The sequence below is a fragment of the Saccharothrix sp. 6-C genome (genome assembly GCF_016695385.1).
Classification (GTDB): domain Bacteria; phylum Actinomycetota; class Actinomycetes; order Mycobacteriales; family Pseudonocardiaceae; genus Actinosynnema; species Actinosynnema texasense.
Map to the genome: position 1 here is coordinate 3,258,698 of NZ_CP064192.1, position 21,767 is coordinate 3,280,464.

Consider the following 21,767-nt stretch of genomic DNA (forward strand, 5'->3'; position numbering starts at 1 on the left):
GCCGGGCGGGGGTCAACGGGTGTCACCCGTCGTGCTGAAGTTGTCCACCCGGGGAGGTGACCCGGACCCGGTTTGCGGATGGTCTGGGCGTCGGCGTTCCTAGCGTCCTCCCGCACACCACCGCGCCGCCCGACGCGGGTCCGAGGAACGGGAGTCAGCGTGACCAGCTCGATGATGGACCGGAAGTTCGATTCGCTGTTCGACTGGTTCGACCAGAACCGGGACGGGCACCTCACCCACGACGACCTCGAGGCGACGGCCACGGTGTTCTCACAGGTCGCGCCACCGGAGGACCACGCCAACATCACGGCCATCCACGACGCCTTCGAACAGTGGTGGCAGCTGCTGCTCCGGCACAGCGACACCGACGGCGACGGCCGGGTGTCCCGCGACGAGTTCATCGCCGTCATGAAGACCGACGTCACCGCGCCCGAGCACTTCGAAAGCGCCGTCATGGCCATCGCCGACGCCATCCTCGACGCCTTCGACACCGACGGCGACGGCGTTCTCAGCCGCGCGGAGTACCTGCGCCTGTACGGCGCGCTCGGCGTCGCCCGACAGCACACGGAAGAAGCGTTCACCAGGCTGGACCGCGACGGCAGCGGAACCATCAGCTACGAGGAGTACCGGCAGGCCATCGTCGACTTCTACCTCAGCACCGACCCCGAGGCACCGGGCAACTACCTCCTGGGCCCCGTCGACCACCCCGCCTGACACCCTCCGAACCGACCGACGCCGACCGGCCCCGACCGGCCCTGGAGACCTCGAAGGCACACCTGCGACCAAACCTGTGCCGCTCACCGCGGCCCCGCCCGGTCACACCCACCCTCGTGGTCTCCGGAGCCGGACCCGAGCTACAACCGACCGTCGAGCAGCAGGCCCGCGCGGCGGTGCTGGTCGGCGACGCCTCGACGATCATCCGGACCCACGTGCCGGACCTGCCCGACCACCACGTCCGAGACGGTGGGCGGGCACTCGCGCCGCCGCGCGGCGCGTTCCCCACCTGGACAGCCTGATCCTTGCCGGACCCGCCACAGATGGCAGAACGCCGGCCCGCTGTGGCAGGTCCGGCGCTTCTCCTCCTCCATCGGCAGCCGTGCGCACCAACTTGAGCGATCCAGCCTCGTCTCACCTGATCGGAGCAGCCAATCGACTACGTCATCGCTTCCTCGGCGTCACTCCGGCACCGGTCACCGACGAGTACGACAACCCCACCCCAGGACTTGGACCACCGATCGAACGCGCCGCGTCACGTGATGTGGGCGTGCTCCAGCCGGACGCCTCGCCCGAACCCGACCTCCGGGAACCCGGATTCGACCACGTCCACCACGAGACACGATTGTGCTGGTCAACGGGTTCCAGTGCAGGTCGCGGCGGACGACATCCCCACTCCGGCATGTGCGCGAGGAGGACGTTGTCCGGTCTGGGATCCGGCTGCCGTGTGCGGTGGTCGTCAGTGGTGCTCCAGCTTGGCGCGCAGGTCGTCGGTGGCCGGGTTGCCCAGCGCCTCGAGGATGTCCAGTGCCTGACGCCACGCCTCGTGTGCCGCCCGCGGGTCGCCGGCCGCCGCGTGGATGTCGCCCAGTTGCGTCAGCGTCCTGGCCCGGTGCGACTCGTTGCCGGACTCCTGCCACAGCTCCAGCGCCCGGCGGTGGTGGGCGACGGCCTCGTCGTGCAGGCCCAGACCGGCTTTGGCGAAACCCATGCTGTTGAGGGTGTCCGCCTCGCCCTGCAGGTCGCCCAGGGCGTGGAGCAGCTCCAGCGCCCGACCGCACTGCTCCAGGGCGTGGTCGTAGTGGCCCAGGCGCGCCTCGAACCAGCCGACGGCGCTGAGCGTCCTCGCCTCCACGGTGCGGTTGCCGGTCCGCCGGTAGAGCCGCAGCGCCTCGTGGGCCCGGTCGATCGCCTCGGCGGGCATCCCGAAGCGGTCCAGGACGACGGCCGTGGAGTAGCGCGCGAAGGCCTCGCCCTCCACATCGTCGATCTCGTGGAACGCGGTCGCGGCCCGCGCCAACTCGGCCAGGGACTCGTCGCGTCGCCCGAGGTCTGAGTAGGCGTTGCCGAGCAGGCGGTGCGTCATCGCCCGCGCGGCCACGTCGCCGAGCCGCCGCGCGGCGGCCATCGCGGTGCCCAGGCACGCGACCAGGTCGTGCCAGTGGCCGTACCAGTACAGGTACGAGGCGAACGTCCACGGCAACTGCCAGGCGTGCACGTCCAGGCCGGTGGCCGCGGCGCGGTCGACCGCCGCCAGGATGCAGGCGTACTCGGCGGTGAACCACGCCGCCGCCCGCGTCCGCGACCCGATCGGGCGCACCACCGCCCCCCGCACCGGCGGCGAGAGCGCGACGGGGTGGCGGAAGGGCTCGATCGCCGCCGACGCGGCGAACCCGGTGTGCAGGTAGTGGTCCAGCACCCGGCGGACGGCGGCGTCCCGGTCGGCGGGATCCTCTTCGGCCAGTTCCGCCGCGTACGCGCGCAGCAGGTCGTGGCACCGGAACCGGCCGGGCGTGTGCTCCTCCAGCAGGTGCGCCCGGGTCAGCTCGGCCGCGGCCCGCCGGGTGGAGGACAGGTCCGCTCCGACCAGCGACGCCGCGGCGTGCAGGCCGGTGTCCGGCCCCGGCGCCCCGCCGAGCAGCCGGAACAGCCGTGCGGCCGGCGCCGGGAGCGTGCGGTAGGACCAGGAGAACACCGCGCGCAGGCTGGTCCGCGGGTCGCCGGCATCCAGCACGTCCAACCGGTCCTGCTCGTCGCCCAGCTCCTCCGCCAGGTCCCGCAGCGGCACGTGCGGCGCGGCGCCCGCCCGCGCCGCCGTCACGGCCAGCGCCAGCGGCAGCCGCGCGCACCGCTGAACCAGCAACCGGACCGCGTCCGGCTCGGCCGCGGCCCGCCGTCCGCCCAGCCGCAGCGCGAGCAGCGCCTCCGCCTCCTCGTCGTCGGGCACCGCCAGCGGCACCGCGTGCGCGCCTTCCTCCGTCACCAGGCTGGTGAGCCGGTCACGGCTGGTCACCACCACCCGACTGGGCGAGTCCCCACCGGGCAGCAGCGGCCGCACGTGCTCGGCGTCGGCCGCGTTGTCCAGCACGATCAGCATCCGCCGGGTCGCCACCCGGCTGCGGTACAGCGCCGCCTGGGCGTGCAGGTCCACCGGGATCGAGTCCGGCGGCACACCGAGGGCGTCGAGGAACCCGCGCACCGCCTCGGCGTTCAGCAGCGGCGCCGAGACCGGGTCGACCCCGCGCAGGTTCACGTAGAGCTGCCCGTCGGGGAAGCGCTCCGTGTTGAGGTGCGCCCAGTGCAGTGCCAGAGCGGTCTTGCCCACGCCCGCCATCCCGTCGATGACGACCGTCGACGTGTCGCCCAGCACCACGTCGAGCGTGTCCAGCTCGACGAGCCGCCCGCTGAACTGCGGGGTGTGCGCGGGCAGTTGGCGCGGCACCTCACCGTCGACCGGCGGGCGCGGCTCGCCCGGCACGCGCACCCAGGCCGTGCCGGTGGTCTCCTTGACCGTGAACCGGACCCGGCGGAACTCGTCCGGCCTGCTGGCCGGGCTGTGCCGCACGACCTCGTCCTGGAACCAGTCCGAGACGACCAGCACCAGCGGCGAAGCCGACCCGGTGAGCGCGGCCTTCACCGGAGGGGCGTCGAGCAACCGGAACGTGTGGTTCACCGCGGCCCCGACCACCCCGTGGTCGTCGAAGTGGACCTCTCCCGCGTGCACCGCGACCCGCAGCCGCATCCGCTCCGCCGCCGGACGCCCGGCGTTGTGCCCGTGCAACCCGGCGAGCAGCGCGTCCGGCAGCACTTCGGTGAACAGGCCCTTCGCCACGTCCGGCGGGGCCAGCAGGAGGACACCGTCGCCCCGGTCCTCGTGGTGGCACACCTCCCATGCGATGCCGCACACCCGGAACGCCGAGACCAGCGCCGCGTACAGCCCGTCGCGCACCGCGACCCGGTCCCGGTTGGAGCGGCCCTGATCGCTGAAGCCGGCGACGTCGACAGCCAGCACGGTGCGGTGGACGGCAGGCTTCACACCTACGCTATCGACCCACACCGGCACGGCGTTCCTTCCAACAGGACACTGTTCGGACGCCTGCCGGTCACGGTGCGGTAGCCGGGACCCGAACCCCTCCGAGCTTCCCCCGATAATCCAAGGCGGTTGTTACCTGGATCGGGTCGGTGATGCCGGGATGGTGGTCGGTTCGGCCTGGGTGGTGTGCCAGGAGGCTTCGGTCTCGGTCTCGGTCTCGGCCTCGGCCTCGTCGCGGGTGCGCCAGGACCGGCGGCAGACCAGCTCGATCTTCAACGTGGAGAAGAAGTTCTCCATCAGGGCGTTGTCACACGAGTCGCCGGTCCAGGTTCGCAACGCCCGTGATGCGCGCCTAGCTGCCCTCAACTCGTCGGGTACTTCTTCGGTGGTGCCACGGACGACTCCCGTCAGGCCCTGACGGACCCGTGCTCGGAAAGACTCCGGGCTGCCCCCTCTTGGTCAGACTGGTGCGAGACACCTCGTGTGATCGAGGTTCGTGATCAAGGGCGGGATCGGAGATTCTTGTGCTCGTGTCCACCCCATCCGACAAGCAGTCCCGGCGTTCCTCCGGCGCGACACCCACCGATCCGGCCGCGCGTCCGTCCCGGCGGACGTTCACCACCGAGTACAAGCTCGCTTTGGTCGCGGAGTACGAGAATGCCCCGAACGGGGAGAAGGGCGCGATCCTGCGCCGCGAGGGCCTGTACTCCTCGCACGTCATCGAGTGGACCCGGGCTCGAGACGCGGGCCGGTTGGGCGGTGCGGCGGCGGAATCGACGGCCTCGGCGACACCGGCGCGCAGGTCGGCCGAGCAGGTCGAGCTGGAGAAGCTGCGCCGGCAGAACGAGAAGTTGGCCTCCGACCTGGCCAGGACCCGGATGGCGCTGGACATCATGGGAAAAGCTCACGCGCTCTTGCGGGAACTCTCCGTGAGCACGGACGAGGGCAGGCCGCCCAGGACGTGACGGCGGCCGCGTTCGCCGAGCTGCGCGCCGCCGACGTCCCGGTAACCACGTCGTGCGCGCTGACCGGCAGGTCCCGGGCCACGCACTACCGCCACGCCGGGATGACGGGCCCGCCGTCCGGCCCCCGGCCGCGACGTCGTCCGCCGCCGCACGCCCTGGACGCAGCCGAACGCACCGAGGTGTTGGAGGTGTTGACCAGCCCTGTCTACCGGGACCTGGCGATCCCGCAGGTGTGGGCACGCGAGTTGGACGAGGGCCGTTACCGGTGCTCGATCTCCACGATGTACCGGATCGCCCGCGCCGCCGGGCAGGTCCGCGAACGCCGCCGCACCGCCACCCACCCGCCCCGGACACGCCCGGAACTGCTCGCCCGTGGTCCGAGCCAGGTGTGGTCGTGGGACATCACCGCGTTGAAAGGGCCGGTGAAAGGCATCTGGTACCGCTGTTACGTCGTGCTGGACATCTTCTCCCGGTACGTCACCGGGTGGCTGGTCGCCGCCGCGGAGGACGCGGTCGTGGCCAGGGACTTCCTCGCCGACGCCGTCGCCCGCAACGGCACCGCGCCACACACGGTCCACGCCGACCGCGGCGGCGCCATGGTCTCCAAACCGGTCTCCGCGCTCCTGGTCGACCTCGGCGTGCTCCGCTCGCATTCCCGTCCCCGCGTCTCGAACGACAACCCCTATTCCGAAGCCCAGTTCAAGACGATGAAGTACGTGCCCGACTTCCCCGAACGGTTCGGCTCCCTGGCCGACGCCCGCGCGTTCTGCGAGGAGTTCTTCCTCGCCTACAACCACGAACACCGTCACTCCGGCATCGGCATGCACACCCCCGCGTCCGTCCACTTCGGAACCGCAGAACAGATCCGCGACCAACGCCAGGCCACTCTCGACCGCGCCCACACCCGACACCCACAACGCTTCGCACACCGACCCCGACCACCCCGACTGCCCGAGACAGCCTGGATCAACCAGCCTGTCGAGCAACCGCAACCGACCCCGTAAACACAACCTGTCTCATCTGAATTGACAACTACCGGCCGGGGAAACCTCTCTGCGTTTCCGGGGACGTGGCGACATACCGCGTACGAGTGAACGGTCCCCGGCTTCCCGGTGGGCCGTGCCGAACTGCTTCGGTTGTGATCGTGGCGGGTCAGCAGGTGGCCGGAGACGGGGTCAGGTCGGAGCTGCGTCCGCTGTCGGCTGTCCCGTTCCTATCCGGCCTGACGGGGCCGACGTCGGTGCTCATCCGGGATCGCAGAATTCACGCGGTCGGGCGGGAGACCCGGCCGCAGCCCTCACCGGACGCGGTCGTCATCGATGGCGGCGGCCGGGTGCTCATGCCCGGGTTGACCGACGCTCACGTCCACCTCTTCGCGACCGGGACCTCCCTCGCGGGTCTGACCACGGGCGCCACGGGCGCGGGCTACTACACCGCGCCGGCCTCGGCCGAGCAGATGCTCATGCGCGGCTTCACCACCGTCCGGGACATGGCGGGCGACGTCGCCTCGCTGCGGCAGGTCCTGAACGCGGGGAACGTTCCCCGGCCCTCGCACCTACCCAGCCAGGCGGCGATCTCCCAGACCTCCGGGCACGGCGACTTCTCCCACGTCTTCGAGGACGTGAACACCTTCTCCTGCGGGCCGATCGAGCACGGCCACCTCGTCGCAGGCCCGCACCCAGCCCTTCCTGGAGAGCGACCACGAGTACCCCCAATGCGGAGACGCCGAGAAGAACAGGCAGGTCTGCGAAGGCGTCGCGAGCTTCTTCACGTGGGCGCGGGAGCGAGGCGCGCGCATCGCCTTCGGCACCGACCTGCTGATCGAGTCGGAGAAGCCCGGGTTGTAGGACGAGATGCTCACCCGGATGTCCATCGAGTTCGGCTTCACGCCCGTCGAGGCGTTGAGGGTGCCTGGGCCGACGTCCTGCTCGTCGAGGACGACCCCACGCAGGACCTGACCGTGCTGGGCGACCCGGACAAGAACTTCGCCGGCATCATCAAGGACGGCCGTGTCCACAAGAACATCCTCTGTCGACCGAGCCCGCGGACGGGCGGCGGCCTCATCTGCGGGCTGAGGCGTCGACCGCGCCGTGCGTGGGGCGGCGGATCGCCCGGCGGGGCGTGCGTCCGGGACCTCTTGCCGTCCTGGATGACAGGGGTGCCGTTCACGAGGACGTGCCGAAAGCGCGGAGCGGGCACCGGGGCGCCGGGTCCCGCCAGGTGTCGACACGACTCAGGTTCCTGCGGGGCCCGGTAGGTCTCCTGAACCGGCGGGGGTCGTTGCACCATCGCGAGGATCCGGGCTTGACGGTCGTCGGCCGGTGAGGTGGCGGTCGAGGACCCGGTCGACGAGTCGGGACGATGCGCCCAGGTAACCGGCCGGGTCGCACAGTGCCCGCCACCGCGCCGGGTCGCTGTCGTGCCCTCGGGCGTGGAGTTGCCGCACCAGGACTTCGGCGGTGTCACCGGTGGTGGCGGTGACTTCCGTCATGACCTTCTTCGCCGCGACCCTGCCGAGCAGCGGGGTCAGCGCGGCGCTGAGGCGTTCCGAGACGATGGCGCCGCCGGTGAGGGCGAGGTTCTCGGTCATCCGGTCGGGGAACACGGTCAGGCCGGAGGCGAGGTCCGAGGCGTTGCGCGCCGCGCCGGCGGCGAGGCGCAGTGCTTCGCGCAGCGGTTGCCACTCGGCGTGCCAGCCGCCCGCGGAGCGTTCGTCGGGCACCACCATGCACTGGTGCAGCACGGAAACCAGCGCCGGCACTTGACGGGCGGCGGTGAGGATGGCGGTGGTGTGGACGGGGTTGCGCTTCTGCGGCATGGTGGAGGAGGCGCCGCGGCCCGGTGCGGCCGGTTCGGCCAGCTCGCCGATCTCGGTGCGGCTGAGGACCTCGACGTCGGCGGCGAGCTTGCCAAGCGTGCCGGTGACCAGGCTGAGCGCGTTGGCCACGTCGACGACCGGCAGTCGGGCGCCGTGCCAGGGGATCAGCGGTGCGGTGAGTCCGAGGTCGGCGGCGAGGTGCTCGACGAGGTCGAGGCTGTCGGTGTCGGTGAACTCCTGGTAGGCGGCCAGGGTGCCGGCGGCGCCGCCCAGCGACACGGGCAGCCCGTGCGAGCGCAGGTGGTCGAGGCGGTCGACGACGTCGAGCACGGCGTTGAGCCAGCCCGCCGCCTTGAGGCCGAAGGTGATCGGGACGGCGTGCTGGGTCAGGGTGCGTCCGGCCATGGGGGTGTCGCGGTGTTCACGGGCCAGACCGGCCAGCGCGTCGGCGGTGCGCCGCAGGTCGTGGAGCACCCGGCCGAGGACAGTGTGGCAGATGAGCATGGTGGCGGTGTCGAGGATGTCCTGGCTCGTGCCGCCGCGGTGGACGAAGTCCGCGGCCCGCGGGTCGATCCCGGCGACGATGCCGGTCAGCTGCGCGACGAAGCCGACGGTCGGGTTGCCGGTCTCGCGGACCCCTTCGACGAGGTCGGGCCAGTCGAACGCGTCGGCGTCGACCTCGGCGAGCACCGAGGCCGTGGCGGGCGGGACCATGCCGATGCGGGCCTGCGCGCGGGCCAGCGCCTCCTCGACCCGGATCATGGCGGTCAGCCAGGCGCGGTCGTCGAGCAGGTCGTCGATCCCGGTGCCGGCCCACGCGGGTGAGAGCAGACCGCTGTCTGCGAACATGTCGGATCCCTTCAGGCGGTGGCTGGTTCGTCGACCGCGTGGGCGGTCAGGTCCAGGCATTCCCGGGCCAGCGCGTCGGCGTCGCCGAGGATGACCGAGTTCACGCCGGGTCGCACTCCCGCGGCGGTGGCCCAGTGCACGGTCTCGGTGGGCACGCCGAACGCGAACCGGCGGGGGTGAGGCCGCCGTTGCGCGTCGAGCAACGCGTAGGGGCGCGCGGTCACGGCGATGCCCCCGGTCTCGTACCACCCGGTCGTGCGGTTCGGTATGCGGTTGAGGGCACAGGCGCCGCGGGCGAGCAGGCGGGCCAGCAGGGGATCGGTGGTGCGGCGGGCGTCGACCTCGGGCAGCCGTGCCTCGACGAGCGTGCGAGCCCGGTACTCGGCCCCCGGCACGAGCGGGCTGCGGGCCAGGAAGCCCTGGCCGTCGTCGACGTGCTCCACGACCATTCCCGGCCCGACGACGGTGAGTAGGCCGGCCTCGATCAACGCCGCGGCCTGCTCTACGCGCTGCACGGGCGGGCCGATGGACAGGAAGGCGTTGAGCGGCGTGTACCAGCCGTCGAGGTCGTCGCGGTAGGAGGCGCCGGTGAGGCCGCCGTGGTCGACCAGGATCCGGATCTCGTTGCGCAGGTCGCGCAGGACGTCCAAGGCGGCCTTGAGCGGGCCGCGGACGTTGCCCAGGCGCGCTTCGCGGACATCGGCGTCGAGGTGGGACAACAACCAGTCGCGGAACGCGCCCGGTCCGGCGAACCGCGTGCGGCAGGGCGTGGCGACGGACTCCCAGTCCCAGCGCTGCGCCGGTCCGAACCCGAACCGGCGCAGCAGTCCGTCCTCCGCGCCCGCCGCGGGAGCCGACTCCGCCAGCTCACGGAACTCGCGCAGGAAGCGCGCTCCTTCGACCTCACCCGACCGGTTGACCACGGTGGTGGCGTAGTAGACGGCACGCACCTCCCGGTCGACCCAGGGCCAGATGTCGGCGCGGAAGTCCACCGGACCGGACGCGCGCAGCGTCGCGATGCGGCGCGGGGTCAGGAACAGCGGGACGTGCCGGCCCGACACGCCCTTCTGGTTCTCGCCTCGCGCGTGGTACGGCACCCCGCGTCGGGAACCGGCGATCAGGTGGGGTTCCCGGCCGGAAGGCTCGTAGCGCAACCGCCCGCCCCGGTTGAGGTGGAACACCCCGCCGCGGCCGGAGGTCAGCAGCGCCAAGTGGTCGAAGAAGTTCAGGCCCAGGCCTCGCAGGATGACCGGTTCACCGGCGCTGACGGCGCTCAGGTCGACGTCGGCCGGGTTGCTCGGGGGAACGTAGCGCAGTCCGTCGCGGGCGGCGAGGTCCCGCAACCGCTGCTGCGCGGGGGTCGGCGCGGTGTCGAGGTGGCCGAGGGCGAGCACGACGCGGTGCAGCCCCGTGAGCTGTTCGCCGTTGGACAGGACCGCAGCTTGCAGGCCGTCGTCCTGGTCGACGAGGTCGACCACTTGCTGAGGGTGCCGTGTGATGACCAGGTTGGCGGGGGCGTGCTCGACCAGGTGCCGCAGCGCCCAGTCCAGGTAGTGGCCGTAGAGGGCCCGGGTCGGGTACGCGTCGGGACCGAGGGTCAGCGCCTCGCGGCGCACCCAGGCCGGAAGGTCCGGGAACGGGTCGAGTCGGACGACGAGGTGTGCCCACTCGTGCAGGCTGGGGCCGGGCACCACGGGACCGGCGCAGTCGACGCTGTCGTCGACGAACACGGTGACCTGGGACGCGACGGTGTTCATCAGCAGGTGCCGGGACTGGTCGAAACGCCACACCTGGCCACCGACGCCCAACCGGGGATCGACCAAGCGCACGCGCACGGTGCGGTGCGCCATCTCGCGGGCGTTGGCGCAGAGCCGTTCGAGCACCGACAGACCGCGCGGGCCGACTCCCACGAGGCAGATGTCACGAGCGTCCCGGGGATCGCCGGGTTCGCTCCGACGCGTGACGGTGAAGTGACCGCTCATCGCAGAAGTGTCCAGGTCCGGTCGGGGACTGCGGAGCACGGAACCACGAAGCGACAGCCGACACTTGCCACGTCGACGGGAACACCCACCGGGTCCATCTGCGCCAGCCGGAAATGTCATCCGTGCGGGGCAGGTGATCGCTGTGCGGCGGTCTTCCGACGCTCGGTGACGGCGGTCGGGTCTGCTATCCGATGTGCGAGTTCTCCGGCTGCTCGTTCGTCCGAGCCTGATCGGCCTGTCGGCCGGGTGGCGGACGTGGACGGATGCGGCTCTCGATGTCGCGTCGACCGCGGCCCGGCGGACTCCGCGTCTGGACCAGCTGCGGTCGATCCTGCAGGTGTGGCGGCGGGTCCCATTGCTGAACCGCGAAAACCCGGAAGCGGCCTGTCGGCTGGTGGACACCACCGTCGAGGCCCGTCAGGGTGTCTCCCGGCCGGACAATGCGTCGTGGGACGAGTTGCCGGCGAAGTCGGGCCTGTAGTCGCCGCTGCCGGGCGGCCGTCGACGACGATCATGGCGTGCACCCTCGACATCGATCCTGGTGCGCAGGAGCAGATCCGTGCGCTTCCACCCGAGGTGTCCGTCGGTGAGGCGTTCGAAGTCCCGACTCTGGTGCCCGAGCGGGGCAGCCCGCTCAACCCGGATAACGGGCTGTTCCACCTCACGTTCGGCCGGGGGCGCGGTTTGATCAACCACCTGCTGTCGACTTCCGAAGACCGAGTGGGCGTGCTGGTGGCGGCGCTGGTGTACGTGCCGGCCGTGTGGACGGCGGCGGGTCAGGCGTTGGAGAACGCGCGTTGCGCGGCGGGACCAGTCGGCTCGGTCGAGGCCGGTGAGGCGTGGCGGGCGATGGACGAGATCGCTGTGTACTCGTCGGCGGTGGCCGTGGTGCTCATCGCGTTGGTGGGCGTGTTGCGGCGGCGGTGGGACCTCGCGGTCGCGGCGGTCGGCCACCCACTGGCTACGGCACACCACCCTCACCTGGGTCGAACGCGACTTCGCCCGCGCCTACGCCGGTCACGGCGCATCCAGCACCCGCCTCGGTGCGACCGCCACCTACGTACGCGCCGGAATCAGCGAAGTCGCCGAAGCCCTCGCCGCCCTGAGGCGGCGTCTAGTGGCGTGTCTCGGAGAGTTGACCCGGTAATCGGTCCTGTGAGCTGATCGGCCAGGCTTGCCCCGCATGTCGAGTGCGGGAGGTGGTTGTGGCTCGTCGTCCGAGCGTGTTCGTGAGGCCGTTATCGATGGAGGAAGGCCGGAAGCTTCAACGGGTCACCAGGACCGCGAAAGATCCGGTGCGGCTGCGGCGGGCGATCGTGGTGCTGATGTCCGGCCAGGGCCAGGCGGTCCGGGACATCACCTCGTTGATGCAGGTGAGCGAGGACTATGTCCGTGACGTGATCCACGCGTTCAACGAGCGGGGGTTCGCGGCGCTGGACCCAAAATGGAGCGGCGGGCGGAGTCGGACGATCGGTGAGGCGATCCGTGAACGGATTTGCCTGATCGCCCGCACTGCGCCCGCCGACTGGGGCATCACCGCGTTCTCGACCTGGTCGTTGTCCAAGCTGCGCGATCATCTGCTCGACCGCGGCACCGTCGCCGCGGTCAGCCGGGAGACGCTGCGGCGCATCCTGCGCGACGGCGGCGTCTCCTGGCAGGCCACCACCACCTGGAAGGCCTCCACCGACCCGGACTTCCTCGTGAAGATGCACCGGATCCTCGACCTCTACGACCACCCGCCCTCCGACGGACGCGTGATCTGCGTGGACGAGTTCGGTCCCCTGAACCTGATGCCGCGCAGGGGGAAAGCCTGGCGGCCCGTCACGTCGCCGCGCCGATTACGGGCCACCTACAACCGCCACCACGGCGTGATGCACATGCTGGCCGCGCTGGACCTGGCCACCGGGAGGATCCACTACCGGATCCGGCGCCGCAAACGGCACCGTGAGTTCCTCGACCTGCTCAAAGCCCTCCGCACACGCTGGCCCGGTCAGCGGCTCTACCTGGTCATGGACAACTTCTCCCCGCACCGACACCCCGACGTCCGGAACTGGGCCGCCGACAACGACGCCGAACTGGTGTTCCTGCCCACCTACTCCAGCTGGCTGAACTGGATCGAGGCCGAGTTCGCCGCCCTGCGCTACTTCGCCCTCAACGGCACCGACCACGTCACCCACGCCGAACAGAACGCCGCCATCGCGGCCTACATCCGCTGGCGCAACGTCCGTGCCCAGCCCAAGACCAGCTTCGCCACCGACTCACCCATCCGCACCTGGACCCATTACCCGGCCAAGGCTGCGTGACAAGCCACTAGGTCAACTGAGACGAACACTGAAGGCTCCGACGACCGCGGCGCGGTGCAGCCGATCGATGACATCCTCGCTGGCCGAGTACAGGAGCGTTATTCAGAAGGTCACCAGCCTTGGCGGTAGTACTCGAGGGTGGTGACGATGCGGATGAGGGTGGGGAGTTCGGTCAGGCGTGCGCGGTAGCCGGTGGCGAGGATCTTCCACTGCTCGATGTGGGCGATGGCGTGTTCGACGGCCCAGCGGATGCGGCTGACGCTGGAGTTCCAGGTCTTGTCGGCGGGTGTGTGGGTTGTGTGGCCTGGGCGTTCGCGGCGTGGTCGGATCGCGGGGGTGCCCTGGTAGCCCAGGTCGCCGACGACCTCGTGGTCGGCCAGAAGGTCGGTCAGGCCGGTGAGGGTGTAGGCGGTCTTGTCGTGGGTGCGGCCCTCGACCGGCTCCGACACGGCGAGCAAGGTGTCGTCCAGGGTGGCCAGGACCTGCACGTTCACGCCTGTGCGGCGGTGTTCGGCGTTGAAGTTGGGTTTGCCGTGGGGGGCGTGGTCGTCGGTGGGGATCAGCGCTCCGTCGACCAGCACCACCCGGCCGGTCGGCGCTTCGGGCAGTGGCGGGGTGTGCGGGCAGGTGACCTGGCCGATCAGCGGGGCGATGCGGCGGAAGATCCGGGAGACGGTGGGTTGGGAGACGCCGAACCAGTCCGCGGCCACGGTCTGGGCCAGGTTCTGGCGTAACAGCACGAGCGTGAGCAGCACCGACCGGTACAGGCCCAGTGCAGGCGGGCGTCCCGCCCGCCTGCTCGAGGATTCCAGGACCTGGTGGATACGGGCGACCAACTCCTGGATCTGACCATGGTCGAGCCCGGTCGTAGACTGGCTACCACCCCAAGATCAACCTTCTGAATAACGCTCCAGCACTCCCGTGACGGGCCGCCACGGCCTGTCACCGGTCGTGCACCGGTGTGCCGTGATCTTTTCCCAGTTGACCGAATAGTCTCTGCCAATAGAGACGAACTATTTCACGCGTGATGTGACGCCGGTTACTTGACCTCTCCGATGTCGAGCGGTTTAACTGCGGTCGCGATTCTCCTACCAGCCGGTAGGCGATCTTCGTGAGACCGATACGAGGGCGGGTGCGCCCATTCCCCGTTGTGTCCGGCATTATTGTCGTGATCGACATCGGGTGACGCCTGCCGCAATCCGGGGAGTTCGGCATGTCCCTGCCCGATCACCGTGACCGCGTCCGCCGCCGCCTTGCGCGCCGCCGCCGAGTCCGCATACTGCTACCGGTCGTGGCCTGCCTCTTGGCGGCGACCGCGATCGCACCGGCCGGCGCGACCAGCGCCGCCGACCGGTCCGCCGTGGACGGAGGTGGCACCGTGCAGTCCTTCTGGCTCCACATGAACAGCACGCCCGTCTCCGACGAGGTGCTGGCCACCGAGGCGCGGCGGCGCGCGTACATCGTGTTGAACGCGTGGGAAGGCGCGTTGGTCCCGAAGCTGAAGGCGGCGAACCCGGCCGTCCAGGTGTTCGTGTACAAGGATTTGTCGTCCACGCGGTCATATGCGTGCCGTGACGGGGTGGACGACGCGCAGTTGCCGACCGGGGTCGGTTACTGCCAGGCGGAAAAGGACCATCCCGAGTGGTTCCTGCTCGACCCGGACGGCCGCAGGTTCGAGTACAGCGGCTATTCCGGGCACTGGCAGATGGACGTCGGCGACACCGGCTACCAACAGGCGTGGGCGGCGAACGTGATCGACCGCAGCACCGAGTCGGGGTTCGACGGCGTGTTCATGGACAACGCCCTGTTCCCGTGCGACGCCTACCACAAGGGCGTGTGCCCGGCGAAGTACCCGACCGACGCGGCGATGCAGGACGCCTACCGGTCGATGCTCGCGAACACCCGTGACGACTTCGTCGCCGCCGGCCTGAAGACCGTCGCCAACCTGTCCAACGCCCGGCTGCACGCCGGCGCCTGGGACGCCTACACCGAGCACCTCGACGGCGGCTTCGACGAGTGGTGGCTGACCTTCGACGACACCGACCTGCTCTCCGAGTACCCCGAGGGCTGGAGCAGGCAGGTCGCCGAGATCACCGCGAACGAGGCCAAGGGCAAGATCACCTGGGTCCAGCCCCACCACACCCAGGGCGCGGACCGCCCCTACCGCTTCGCCCTGGCCAGCTACCTCCTCGCGGCCGGCGACCACGCCGCCATCGCGAGCATCGACCAGACCGACGGCTACGGCGACCCCACCCCCTGGCGCACCGAGTACGACTGGGACCTCGGCACCCCGACCGGCCCCCACAAAACCGTCGGCACCAACATCCACCTCCGCGAGTTCACCTGCGGCACCGTGGTCGTCAACGCCAACCGCACCGACACCAAATCCGTCACCGTCCCCCTGGACGAAGCACACCTCACCGAACGCGGCACCACCGTCGACCAGGTCTCCCTGGCCGGCACCACCGGCGCCATCCTCCGCAAACCCTGCTGACCCGAGACGACAAGACACCGGGCTCGAACACCCCGCAGGGCGACCGATTGCGAACCGCCGCGGAACCTCCGAGCCCGGTGTCCCTCACTCGTCGGGCAACACAGCCACGCCCGGCACCGTCACGAAGAAGACGTGAAATAGTTCGTCTCCATTGGCGGAGACCATTCGGTCAACTGGGAAAAAATCATGGCGCACCCGTGCGCGACCGGTGACGGTAGTGCCGCCCACCGCGGGCGGCCGGTCGACGAGGTGGTCAGAGTTCCGGCCGGCGGAAGGCGAACAGGGCGATGTCGTCCTTCTTGTCGCGGCCGAAGCGCTCCAGCAGGTCGTCGCACAGGGCGTCCATGTCGGCGTCGGGCCGCACGGCGTCCCGCAGCAGGTCCATGCCCTCGTCGAGGTCCGCGCCCGTGTGCTCCACCAGGCCGTCGGTGGTGAGCAGGACCAGCGCCCCCGGCGGCAGGACCAGGTGGGTCGACGGCGGGCGCGGCAGGCCGATGCCGAGCAGGGGGCCGTGGACCGGGAGGTAGTCGGTGCCGGCCCGGTGGGCGACCAGCGGCGGGACGTGGCCCGCGTTGGCCACGGCGGTGGACCCGTCCGCCGGGTCGACCAGCAGCAGGCACATGGTGGTCAAGCCCTTGGTGGAGTGGAAGCGGGACAGCATCGCGTCCAGCTTGCGCAGGATCCGCGCGGGGTCCTCCTCCTCCACGGCGTAGGCGCGCAGGGCGTGGCGGACCTCGCCCATGATGGTCGCCGCGGCGATGGAGTGGCCGCACACGTCACCGATGGCGATGAGCAGCCGGTCACCCAGGCGGGTGACCTCGTAGAAGTCGCCGCCGATCTCGGCGTGGGCGGAGGCGGGCTGGTAGCGGGCGGCCATCGGCAGCGACGGCACGACGGGCAGCTCGCGGGGCAGCAGGCTGCGCTGGAGCACGAGAGCGAGCTTGTGCTCCTCGACGTAGGCCCACAGCCCTTCGGCGGCCAGCGCGGTGGCCTGCGCGAGCTGCACCAGCAGGTTGCGGTCCTCGTCGGTGGCCACGGCCTCCGGGGCGACCGCGAGCAGCACGGCCGGGCGCGTCGGGGCGCCCCGGGCCACGACCACCGAGGCCGGGGTGCCCGGGTTCCACGGCGGGTCGGCCACGGCGGACAGTCCGCCGGGCGGCTCGTCGAACTCGGTGGCCCGCGCGAGGGCCACCGCGCCGTCGACGGTGGCGCGGGCGATCCACCGGCCGCCGTCCGCGGTCGGGCCGATGGCCGTGGCGGAGGCGGCGAGGACGGTGGCGGTGGCCCGGGCCGCCTCGGCCGCGAGGGCGTCGAACTCCGTGGCGGCGTTGATGGCCATCGTCCCGGCGGTGAGCTTCGCGAGCCGGTCGGCCAGGCGTTCGGCGAGCGTGCGTGCCCGGTAGTAGCGCAGGGCGGCCTCGACCGTGGCCATCAGCTCACCGGCGTCCACGGGCTCGGTGAGGTAGGCGTCCGCGCCGCGGTTGAGGCCGGTGATGCGGTCCTCGGCCTCGCGGAACGCCGCGGAGACGTGCACGACCGGGATCGCCGCGGTGCGCGGGTCGCCCTTGATGCGCTCGGCGACGTCGAAGCCGTTGATGTCGGGCAGGTCGACGTCGAGCACCACGATGTCGAACTCCTGCGCCGCCAGCAGGTCCAGCGCCTCGCCGCCGGTGACCGCCTCGGTCACCCGGTGCCCGCCGCGGCGCAGCCAGCTCGTCCGCACGTAGCGGCTGGCCTCGATGTCGTCCACGACCAGCACGTGCGCGCCGTCCGGCGTCATCGGGCCTCCTTGGTCCGCACGAGCCGGACCGCGTCGCGCAACGCCCGGCGCAGGACCGAGGGGGTGATCGTGGCCGCGTTGAGCAGCACCGCGGACAGGCCGGCCACGACGCGCTCCAGGTCCGGGTCGGCGTCGGCGGTCACGACGATCACGGGCACCGCCCGCAACGCCTCGTCGGCCCGCACGAACGACAGGATCTCCCGGCCTCCGACCCGCGGCACGTCCGCCGCCAGCACCAGCACGTCGGGCCGCCCGGCGCGCAGCCGCTCCAGCGCCTCCCGCCCGTCCTTCACCTGCAGCACGGTGTCGGCCAGGCCGTCGAGCGAGATCGCCACCCGCGCCCGCACCGCGTCGTCGGGCTCGACGACGAGCGTGGTGCCGGTGGTGAGGATGTCGGTCTCCGAGCGGGGCAGCCGCAGCGTCACCTCCGTGCCTTCGCCGAGGGCGCTGCGCAGCACGATGTCGCCGCCGAGCAGGCGCGCGAGGCGGCGCGCGTACGGCAGCCCGAGGCCGGTGCCGGCGACGCCGACCTGGAGCCGGCCGGGCACCTGGTAGAACTCCTCGAAGATGCGGTGCTGCTCCTGCGGCGCGATGCCGATGCCGGTGTCGGTCACGGTGAACCGGATCTCGTCGTCGTCAGCGGCGCCCACGGTCAGCCGGACGGCGCCGCGCTCGGTGAACTTCAGCGCGTTGGACAGCAGGTTGCGCAGCACCCGCAGCAGCATCACCTCGTCGGAGACCAGCTCCACCCCCGCCGGCGGCGGGTCGAAGACCAGGTCGACCCGGTCGGTGCGGATCATCGGGCGGGACGCGCCCTGCAGCTGCGCCAGCACCAGCGGCAGGTCGACCGGCGCGAACTTGGGCTTGAGGCTGCCCGACTCGGCTTTCGCGGTGTCCAGCAGCTCGTTGACCAGGGCGAGCAGGGTGGAGCCGGCGGCGCGGATCAGCTCGATCTGGCGGCGCTGCTCCTCGGTGAGCGGATCGCTGTCGGGCGCGGTCAGCAGCCGGGAGAGCCCGATCACCGAGTTCACCGGCGAACGCAGCTCGTGGCTGATGTTGGACCAGAAGCGGGTGCGCGCCTCGGCGGCCTCGCGGAGCTGGTTCGACTTCTCCTCCAGCTCGGTGTAGAACGCGACGACCCCCAGGTTGGTCTGCTCCAGCTCCTCGGACAGCTCCTTGTGCAGCGCCATCACGCCCTGGTTGGTCTCCTCCAGCTCCTCGTTGAGGCGCAGCAGCTCCCGGCGCCGCGCCTCCAGCGACTCCAGGGTCTCCATCAGGTCCTGGTTCTGCGCCCGCAGCTGCTCCAGCACGTCGGCCTCGGGCAGCGCCAACATGCCGCGCAGGTGGGCCAGCTGCTCGGGGTCGGGCCGGGCGCGGCGCGGCAGCGTCTTCACCAGCTCGACCTGCCCGCCGGACTCGGCGACCTCGTCCAGCAGCCGGCGGGCGGTGTCCCAGCCGGGGCCGGTCCCCGCCGCCGCGTCCACGGTGATGACCAGCACGGGCTCCGGGCGGTGCCGCAGCCCGAACACCAGCCGCGTGGACGGCCGGACCGCCAGCAGCTCCCGGCCCACGTCGCTGAGCGCGGTCGCCACCCGGATCTGGTCCTGCGGCTCCAGACCGACGGTCATCGCCACCTCGCGCCCGCACTGGCGCAGCAGGAACACGTCCGACTCGCGGGCCACGGTGAACCGGAGCAGCAGCTCGTCGTACGAGGTCACGGGATCGCCACCAGGACGCCGGCGTCGTCCCTGCGCACACCCGCGTCGCGCACCAGCGTGGCGGCCAGCAGCAGCGGCGAGGCGATGTCGGCGACGTCCTCGGACGACCAGCGCTCGGTCAGGCCGTCGGAGTGCAGGACGACCCGCGCGCCCGGCGGCAGCTCGTAGTCGAACGCCTTGATCGTCCGCGCCTGGAAGCCCGCGATGCCCGGCACCGACACCATCGAGCGCTTGTGGCCCTCCGTCAGCACCGCGCCCGCGATGTTGCCCAGCCCGGCGAAGCGGACCGCGCCGCGCGCCGGGTCGAGCACGGCCGCCGCGACCGCACCGCCGCGGGTGCCGCGCAGCGCGACGTGCAGCTTGGCGACGACCGCCTCGGGCGAGGTCGGCTCGTCCTCGGCGAACGTGCGGACCGCGGTGCGCGACGCCGTCGCGGCCAGCGGGCCGTGACCGGAGCCGTCGCACATCATCAGCCACAGCCGCCCGTCGGCGGTCCGGCGCACGGCGTAGGCGTCGCCGCAGGCCTGTTCGCCGGCGAGCGGTCGCGTCAGGCCGGTGACGGTGGGATCGGCGGCGAACGCGGGCACGCCCCGCGTCCCCGCGTGGAAGCGGGCGGTCAGGACGGTGCCCCGGCCGCGCCGGGACGACAGGTCGAAGTGGTCGGCGCTGCGGGCCACCACGCCGAGCCCGATGCCGAGGGTGCCCGCGGTCGACTGGCCGTCGAGCATCGCGAGCGCGGTGTCGGCGATTCCCGGGCCCGTGTCGAAGGCGACCACCTCGACCGCCGCCCGGTCGCCCGCGCGCAGCGCCCGCACCAGCACGTGGCCCTCGCCGGCGTGCTTGTGCAGGTTGGCGGCGATCTCGGTGACGGCCAGCCCGACCTCGGCGACGCGCGACTCGTCGAACACCAGCTGCTCGGCGAGCCCGGTCGCGGCCCGGCGGGCCCGGCCGACGTGGGCGGGGTCGTCCACGCGCAGCCAGGCGACGTCCTCCGCGACCGCCACGGGTGGTGTCACCCCCGCCACTTGACGACCGTCACCGTCGTGCCGCGGCCGACCTCGGTGTCCAGGTCGAACTCGTCGACCAGCCGCCGGGAGCCGCTCAGCCCCAGCCCCATGCCGCTGCCGCTGCTCCAGCCGTCGGCCAGCGCCAGGGTGAGGTCGGGGATGCCGGGCCCGTCGTCGTGGAAGACCACGCGCACCCCCTCCTTGCGGCCGTCGGTGACGACCTGGACGCGGGCCACGCCGCCACCGCCGTAGACCAGCGTGTTGCGGGCCAGCTCACTGGCCGCGGTGACCAGCTTGGTCTGGTTGACCAGGGACAGCTTCACCCGCTGCGCGTACCCGCGCACGAGCTGGCGCACCCGCACCACGTCGTCGTCGCCCGTGATGGGCAACTCCTCCGGTTCGCCGGCGGCGGTGGTCACCACGCGCCCCGGCGCTGTTCGCCGAGGATCTTCAAGCCGCGTTCCAGGTTCAGCGCCGTGCGAACGTCACCGAGGGTGAGCCCCAGCTCCACCAGCGTGATGGCCACCGCCGGGCGCATCCCGACCACGACCGTGGTCGCGTCGAACAGCCGGGACAGCGAGGCGATCGTGGCGAACATCCGGCCGATGAAGGAGTCGACGATCTCCACCCCGGAGATGTCGATCACCACGCCGTGCGCGCCCGAGTCGGAGATCCGCTGCGCCAGGTCCTCCTGCAGGGCCAGCACGGTCTGGTCCTGCAGGTCGATCTGGATGGAGACCAGCAGCACGCCGCCGATCTCCAGGATGGGAACGCGTTCCATCAGCGGACCCCGCCGGCGCTGACGACGTCGACGCCCTGGCTGTGCAGGGCGTGCCGCAGCGCGTCGGCCAGGGTCGCCTTCGTCGTGATGTCGCCGAACTCGATGCCCAGCGCCACGATGGTCTGGGCGATCTGCGGCCGGATGCCCGAGATCGTGCACTCCGCGCCCATCAGGCGGGCCGCGAACGCGGTCTTGAGCAGGTGCTGCGCCACCTGGGTGTCCACGGCCAGCACGCCGGTGATGTCGATGATCGCGTGCTCGGCGCCGGTGTCGACCAGGCTCTGCAGCAGCTTCTCCATCACCACCTGCGTGCGCTCGGAGTCGAGGGTGCCGATCAGCGGCACCGCGAGCACGCCCTCCCACAGCTTCACCACGGGGGTCGTCAGCTCGAGCAGCTGCTCCGCCTGCTCGGAGATGATCTCCTCGCGGGCGGCGGTGAAGGTCTCGAACGTGATCAGCCCCAGCGCGTCCATCAGCGAGGCGAAGTCCAGGACCTCCCGGAACAGGGCCGGGTCGTCGTCCTGCCCGACCAGCTCGAACACCACCCGCTTGAGCGCGAACACGCTGGAGGCGGTCTCCGACGGCGTGTACCCGCCGCGCGCCCGCGCCCGGGACATGTCGACCAGCAGCGACCGCACCTCGCCGAACCGCCGGTCGGCGAAGGCGGCGCCGCCCGAGCCGATGAGCGGCAGCAGCGCGACGTACAACTCCCGGAACTCCCGCTCCAACTCCGCGGCGGTCATCCTGCCCCGCACGGACTCCGCAACGGCCCGAACCCAGGACTCGACCACGCCGTCCTGCTGCTCGCGCAGCACGGCAGCGAGCCTGCCCTCGTTTTCCCCAACCACCCGCGAACCTCCTCGGAACCGCTGTCGTCCGAGACAGTAACCGCTCGAACCGCCACTTCGGGGTTCGGAGGTGGGGCAGGGGGAGCGTGATCGGCGGGGGTCGGCGGCAACCCCGACCCGGCCGTGGCGTTCGTCACCGATCAGGGGACGCACCCGGCCGGTGGCGCGTCGCCGTCGAAACTCGTCGCCACCGGA

At 71.5% G+C, this 21,767-nt stretch carries 17 protein-coding genes and 2 pseudogenes; 7 read left to right on the top strand and 12 right to left on the bottom strand.

Features of this window, described 5'->3' with window-relative positions; all coding sequences use genetic code 11:
• Positions 1-159: 159 nt before the first annotated feature.
• Both IOD16_RS14105 and IOD16_RS14110 read left to right on the top strand, forming a co-directional pair.
• Positions 160-714: an EF-hand domain-containing protein gene (locus IOD16_RS14105; RefSeq protein WP_201440413.1), complete on the top strand. Its 555-nt coding sequence runs from the start codon at positions 160-162 to the stop codon at positions 712-714.
• 116 nt (positions 715-830) lie between these two features.
• Entirely contained in the window at positions 831-1,016 is a 186-nt protein-coding gene (locus IOD16_RS14110) for a hypothetical protein (RefSeq protein WP_201440414.1), read from the top strand.
• Positions 1,017-1,453: 437 nt separating this feature from the next.
• Here IOD16_RS14110 and IOD16_RS14115 read toward each other — a convergent pair whose 3' ends face one another.
• Entirely contained in the window at positions 1,454-4,030 is a 2,577-nt protein-coding gene (locus IOD16_RS14115; protein WP_201440415.1) for an ATP-binding protein, read from the bottom strand.
• A gap of 129 nt (positions 4,031-4,159) precedes the next feature.
• A complete protein-coding gene (locus IOD16_RS14120) occupies positions 4,160-4,324 on the bottom strand; it encodes a hypothetical protein (protein WP_201440416.1) in 165 nt (54 codons plus the stop codon).
• 233 nt (positions 4,325-4,557) lie between these two features.
• On the opposite strand from IOD16_RS14120, the pseudogene IOD16_RS14130 reads away from it, so the two are divergent.
• Positions 4,558-5,996: pseudogene (locus tag IOD16_RS14130) on the top strand (IS3 family transposase).
• 335 nt (positions 5,997-6,331) lie between these two features.
• Positions 6,332-6,499 (top strand): annotated as a pseudogene (locus IOD16_RS41455) (amidohydrolase family protein); the annotation flags it as partial.
• A 48-nt stretch (positions 6,500-6,547) separates the two neighbouring features.
• Here IOD16_RS41455 and IOD16_RS40215 read toward each other — a convergent pair.
• The 3 genes from IOD16_RS40215 to IOD16_RS14145 form a co-directional block, all read right to left on the bottom strand.
• Positions 6,548-7,009: a hypothetical protein gene (locus tag IOD16_RS40215; RefSeq protein WP_236594970.1), complete on the bottom strand. Its 462-nt coding sequence runs from the start codon at positions 7,007-7,009 to the stop codon at positions 6,548-6,550.
• Positions 7,010-7,225: 216 nt separating this feature from the next.
• Positions 7,226-8,659, bottom strand: coding sequence for a 3-carboxy-cis,cis-muconate cycloisomerase (gene pcaB / locus IOD16_RS14140; RefSeq protein ID WP_201440419.1), 1,434 nt, complete (start codon positions 8,657-8,659; stop codon positions 7,226-7,228).
• Between the two features lie 11 nt (positions 8,660-8,670).
• Positions 8,671-10,569, bottom strand: coding sequence for an FAD/NAD(P)-binding protein (locus IOD16_RS14145; protein ID WP_236594971.1), 1,899 nt, complete (start codon positions 10,567-10,569; stop codon positions 8,671-8,673).
• Positions 10,570-10,834: 265 nt separating this feature from the next.
• On the opposite strand from IOD16_RS14145, the gene IOD16_RS14150 reads away from it, so the two are divergent.
• Positions 10,835-11,122, top strand: a complete 288-nt coding sequence (locus IOD16_RS14150; RefSeq protein ID WP_201440421.1) for a DUF6247 family protein — start codon at positions 10,835-10,837, stop codon at positions 11,120-11,122.
• A gap of 763 nt (positions 11,123-11,885) precedes the next feature.
• On the top strand, positions 11,886-12,944 hold the full coding sequence (locus tag IOD16_RS14155; RefSeq protein WP_201440422.1) for an IS630 family transposase: 1,059 nt from the start codon (positions 11,886-11,888) through the stop codon (positions 12,942-12,944).
• Between the two features lie 110 nt (positions 12,945-13,054).
• On the opposite strand, the gene IOD16_RS14160 is transcribed toward IOD16_RS14155, so the two are convergent.
• The gene (locus IOD16_RS14160) at positions 13,055-13,780 is read right to left on the bottom strand and encodes a transposase family protein (protein ID WP_236594972.1); all 726 of its coding nucleotides are present in this window, start codon (positions 13,778-13,780) and stop codon (positions 13,055-13,057) included.
• A 455-nt stretch (positions 13,781-14,235) separates the two neighbouring features.
• Here IOD16_RS14160 and IOD16_RS14165 point away from each other — a divergent pair, with 455 nt between their 5' ends.
• Positions 14,236-15,438, top strand: a complete 1,203-nt coding sequence (locus IOD16_RS14165; protein WP_201440423.1) for a putative glycoside hydrolase family 15 protein — start codon at positions 14,236-14,238, stop codon at positions 15,436-15,438.
• Positions 15,439-15,691: 253 nt separating this feature from the next.
• Here the strand turns inward: IOD16_RS14165 and IOD16_RS14170 are convergent, their stop codons facing one another.
• The 6 genes from IOD16_RS14170 to IOD16_RS14195 are packed head-to-tail and all read right to left on the bottom strand — an operon-like array spanning position 15,692 to position 21,572.
• Complete coding sequence (locus tag IOD16_RS14170; protein WP_201440424.1) at positions 15,692-17,218, bottom strand: fused response regulator/phosphatase; 1,527 nt, start codon at positions 17,216-17,218, stop codon at positions 15,692-15,694.
• Positions 17,215-18,936: a hybrid sensor histidine kinase/response regulator gene (locus IOD16_RS14175; protein ID WP_236594973.1), complete on the bottom strand. Its 1,722-nt coding sequence runs from the start codon at positions 18,934-18,936 to the stop codon at positions 17,215-17,217. The genes IOD16_RS14170 and IOD16_RS14175 overlap by 4 nt, the downstream gene beginning before the upstream one ends.
• On the bottom strand, positions 18,933-19,952 hold the full coding sequence (locus IOD16_RS14180; RefSeq protein WP_236594974.1) for an ATP-binding SpoIIE family protein phosphatase: 1,020 nt from the start codon (positions 19,950-19,952) through the stop codon (positions 18,933-18,935). The genes IOD16_RS14175 and IOD16_RS14180 overlap by 4 nt, the downstream gene beginning before the upstream one ends.
• Entirely contained in the window at positions 19,949-20,362 is a 414-nt protein-coding gene (locus tag IOD16_RS14185) for an ATP-binding protein (RefSeq protein ID WP_201440426.1), read from the bottom strand. Before IOD16_RS14185 ends, IOD16_RS14180 begins: the two co-directional genes overlap by 4 nt.
• Positions 20,359-20,724 (bottom strand): STAS domain-containing protein, encoded by a 366-nt coding sequence (locus tag IOD16_RS14190; RefSeq protein WP_201440427.1) that lies wholly within the window; start codon positions 20,722-20,724, stop codon positions 20,359-20,361. The genes IOD16_RS14185 and IOD16_RS14190 overlap by 4 nt, the downstream gene beginning before the upstream one ends.
• Positions 20,724-21,572: an STAS domain-containing protein gene (locus IOD16_RS14195; RefSeq protein ID WP_201440428.1), complete on the bottom strand. Its 849-nt coding sequence runs from the start codon at positions 21,570-21,572 to the stop codon at positions 20,724-20,726. The genes IOD16_RS14190 and IOD16_RS14195 overlap by 1 nt, the downstream gene beginning before the upstream one ends.
• Positions 21,573-21,767: the final 195 nt, after the last annotated feature.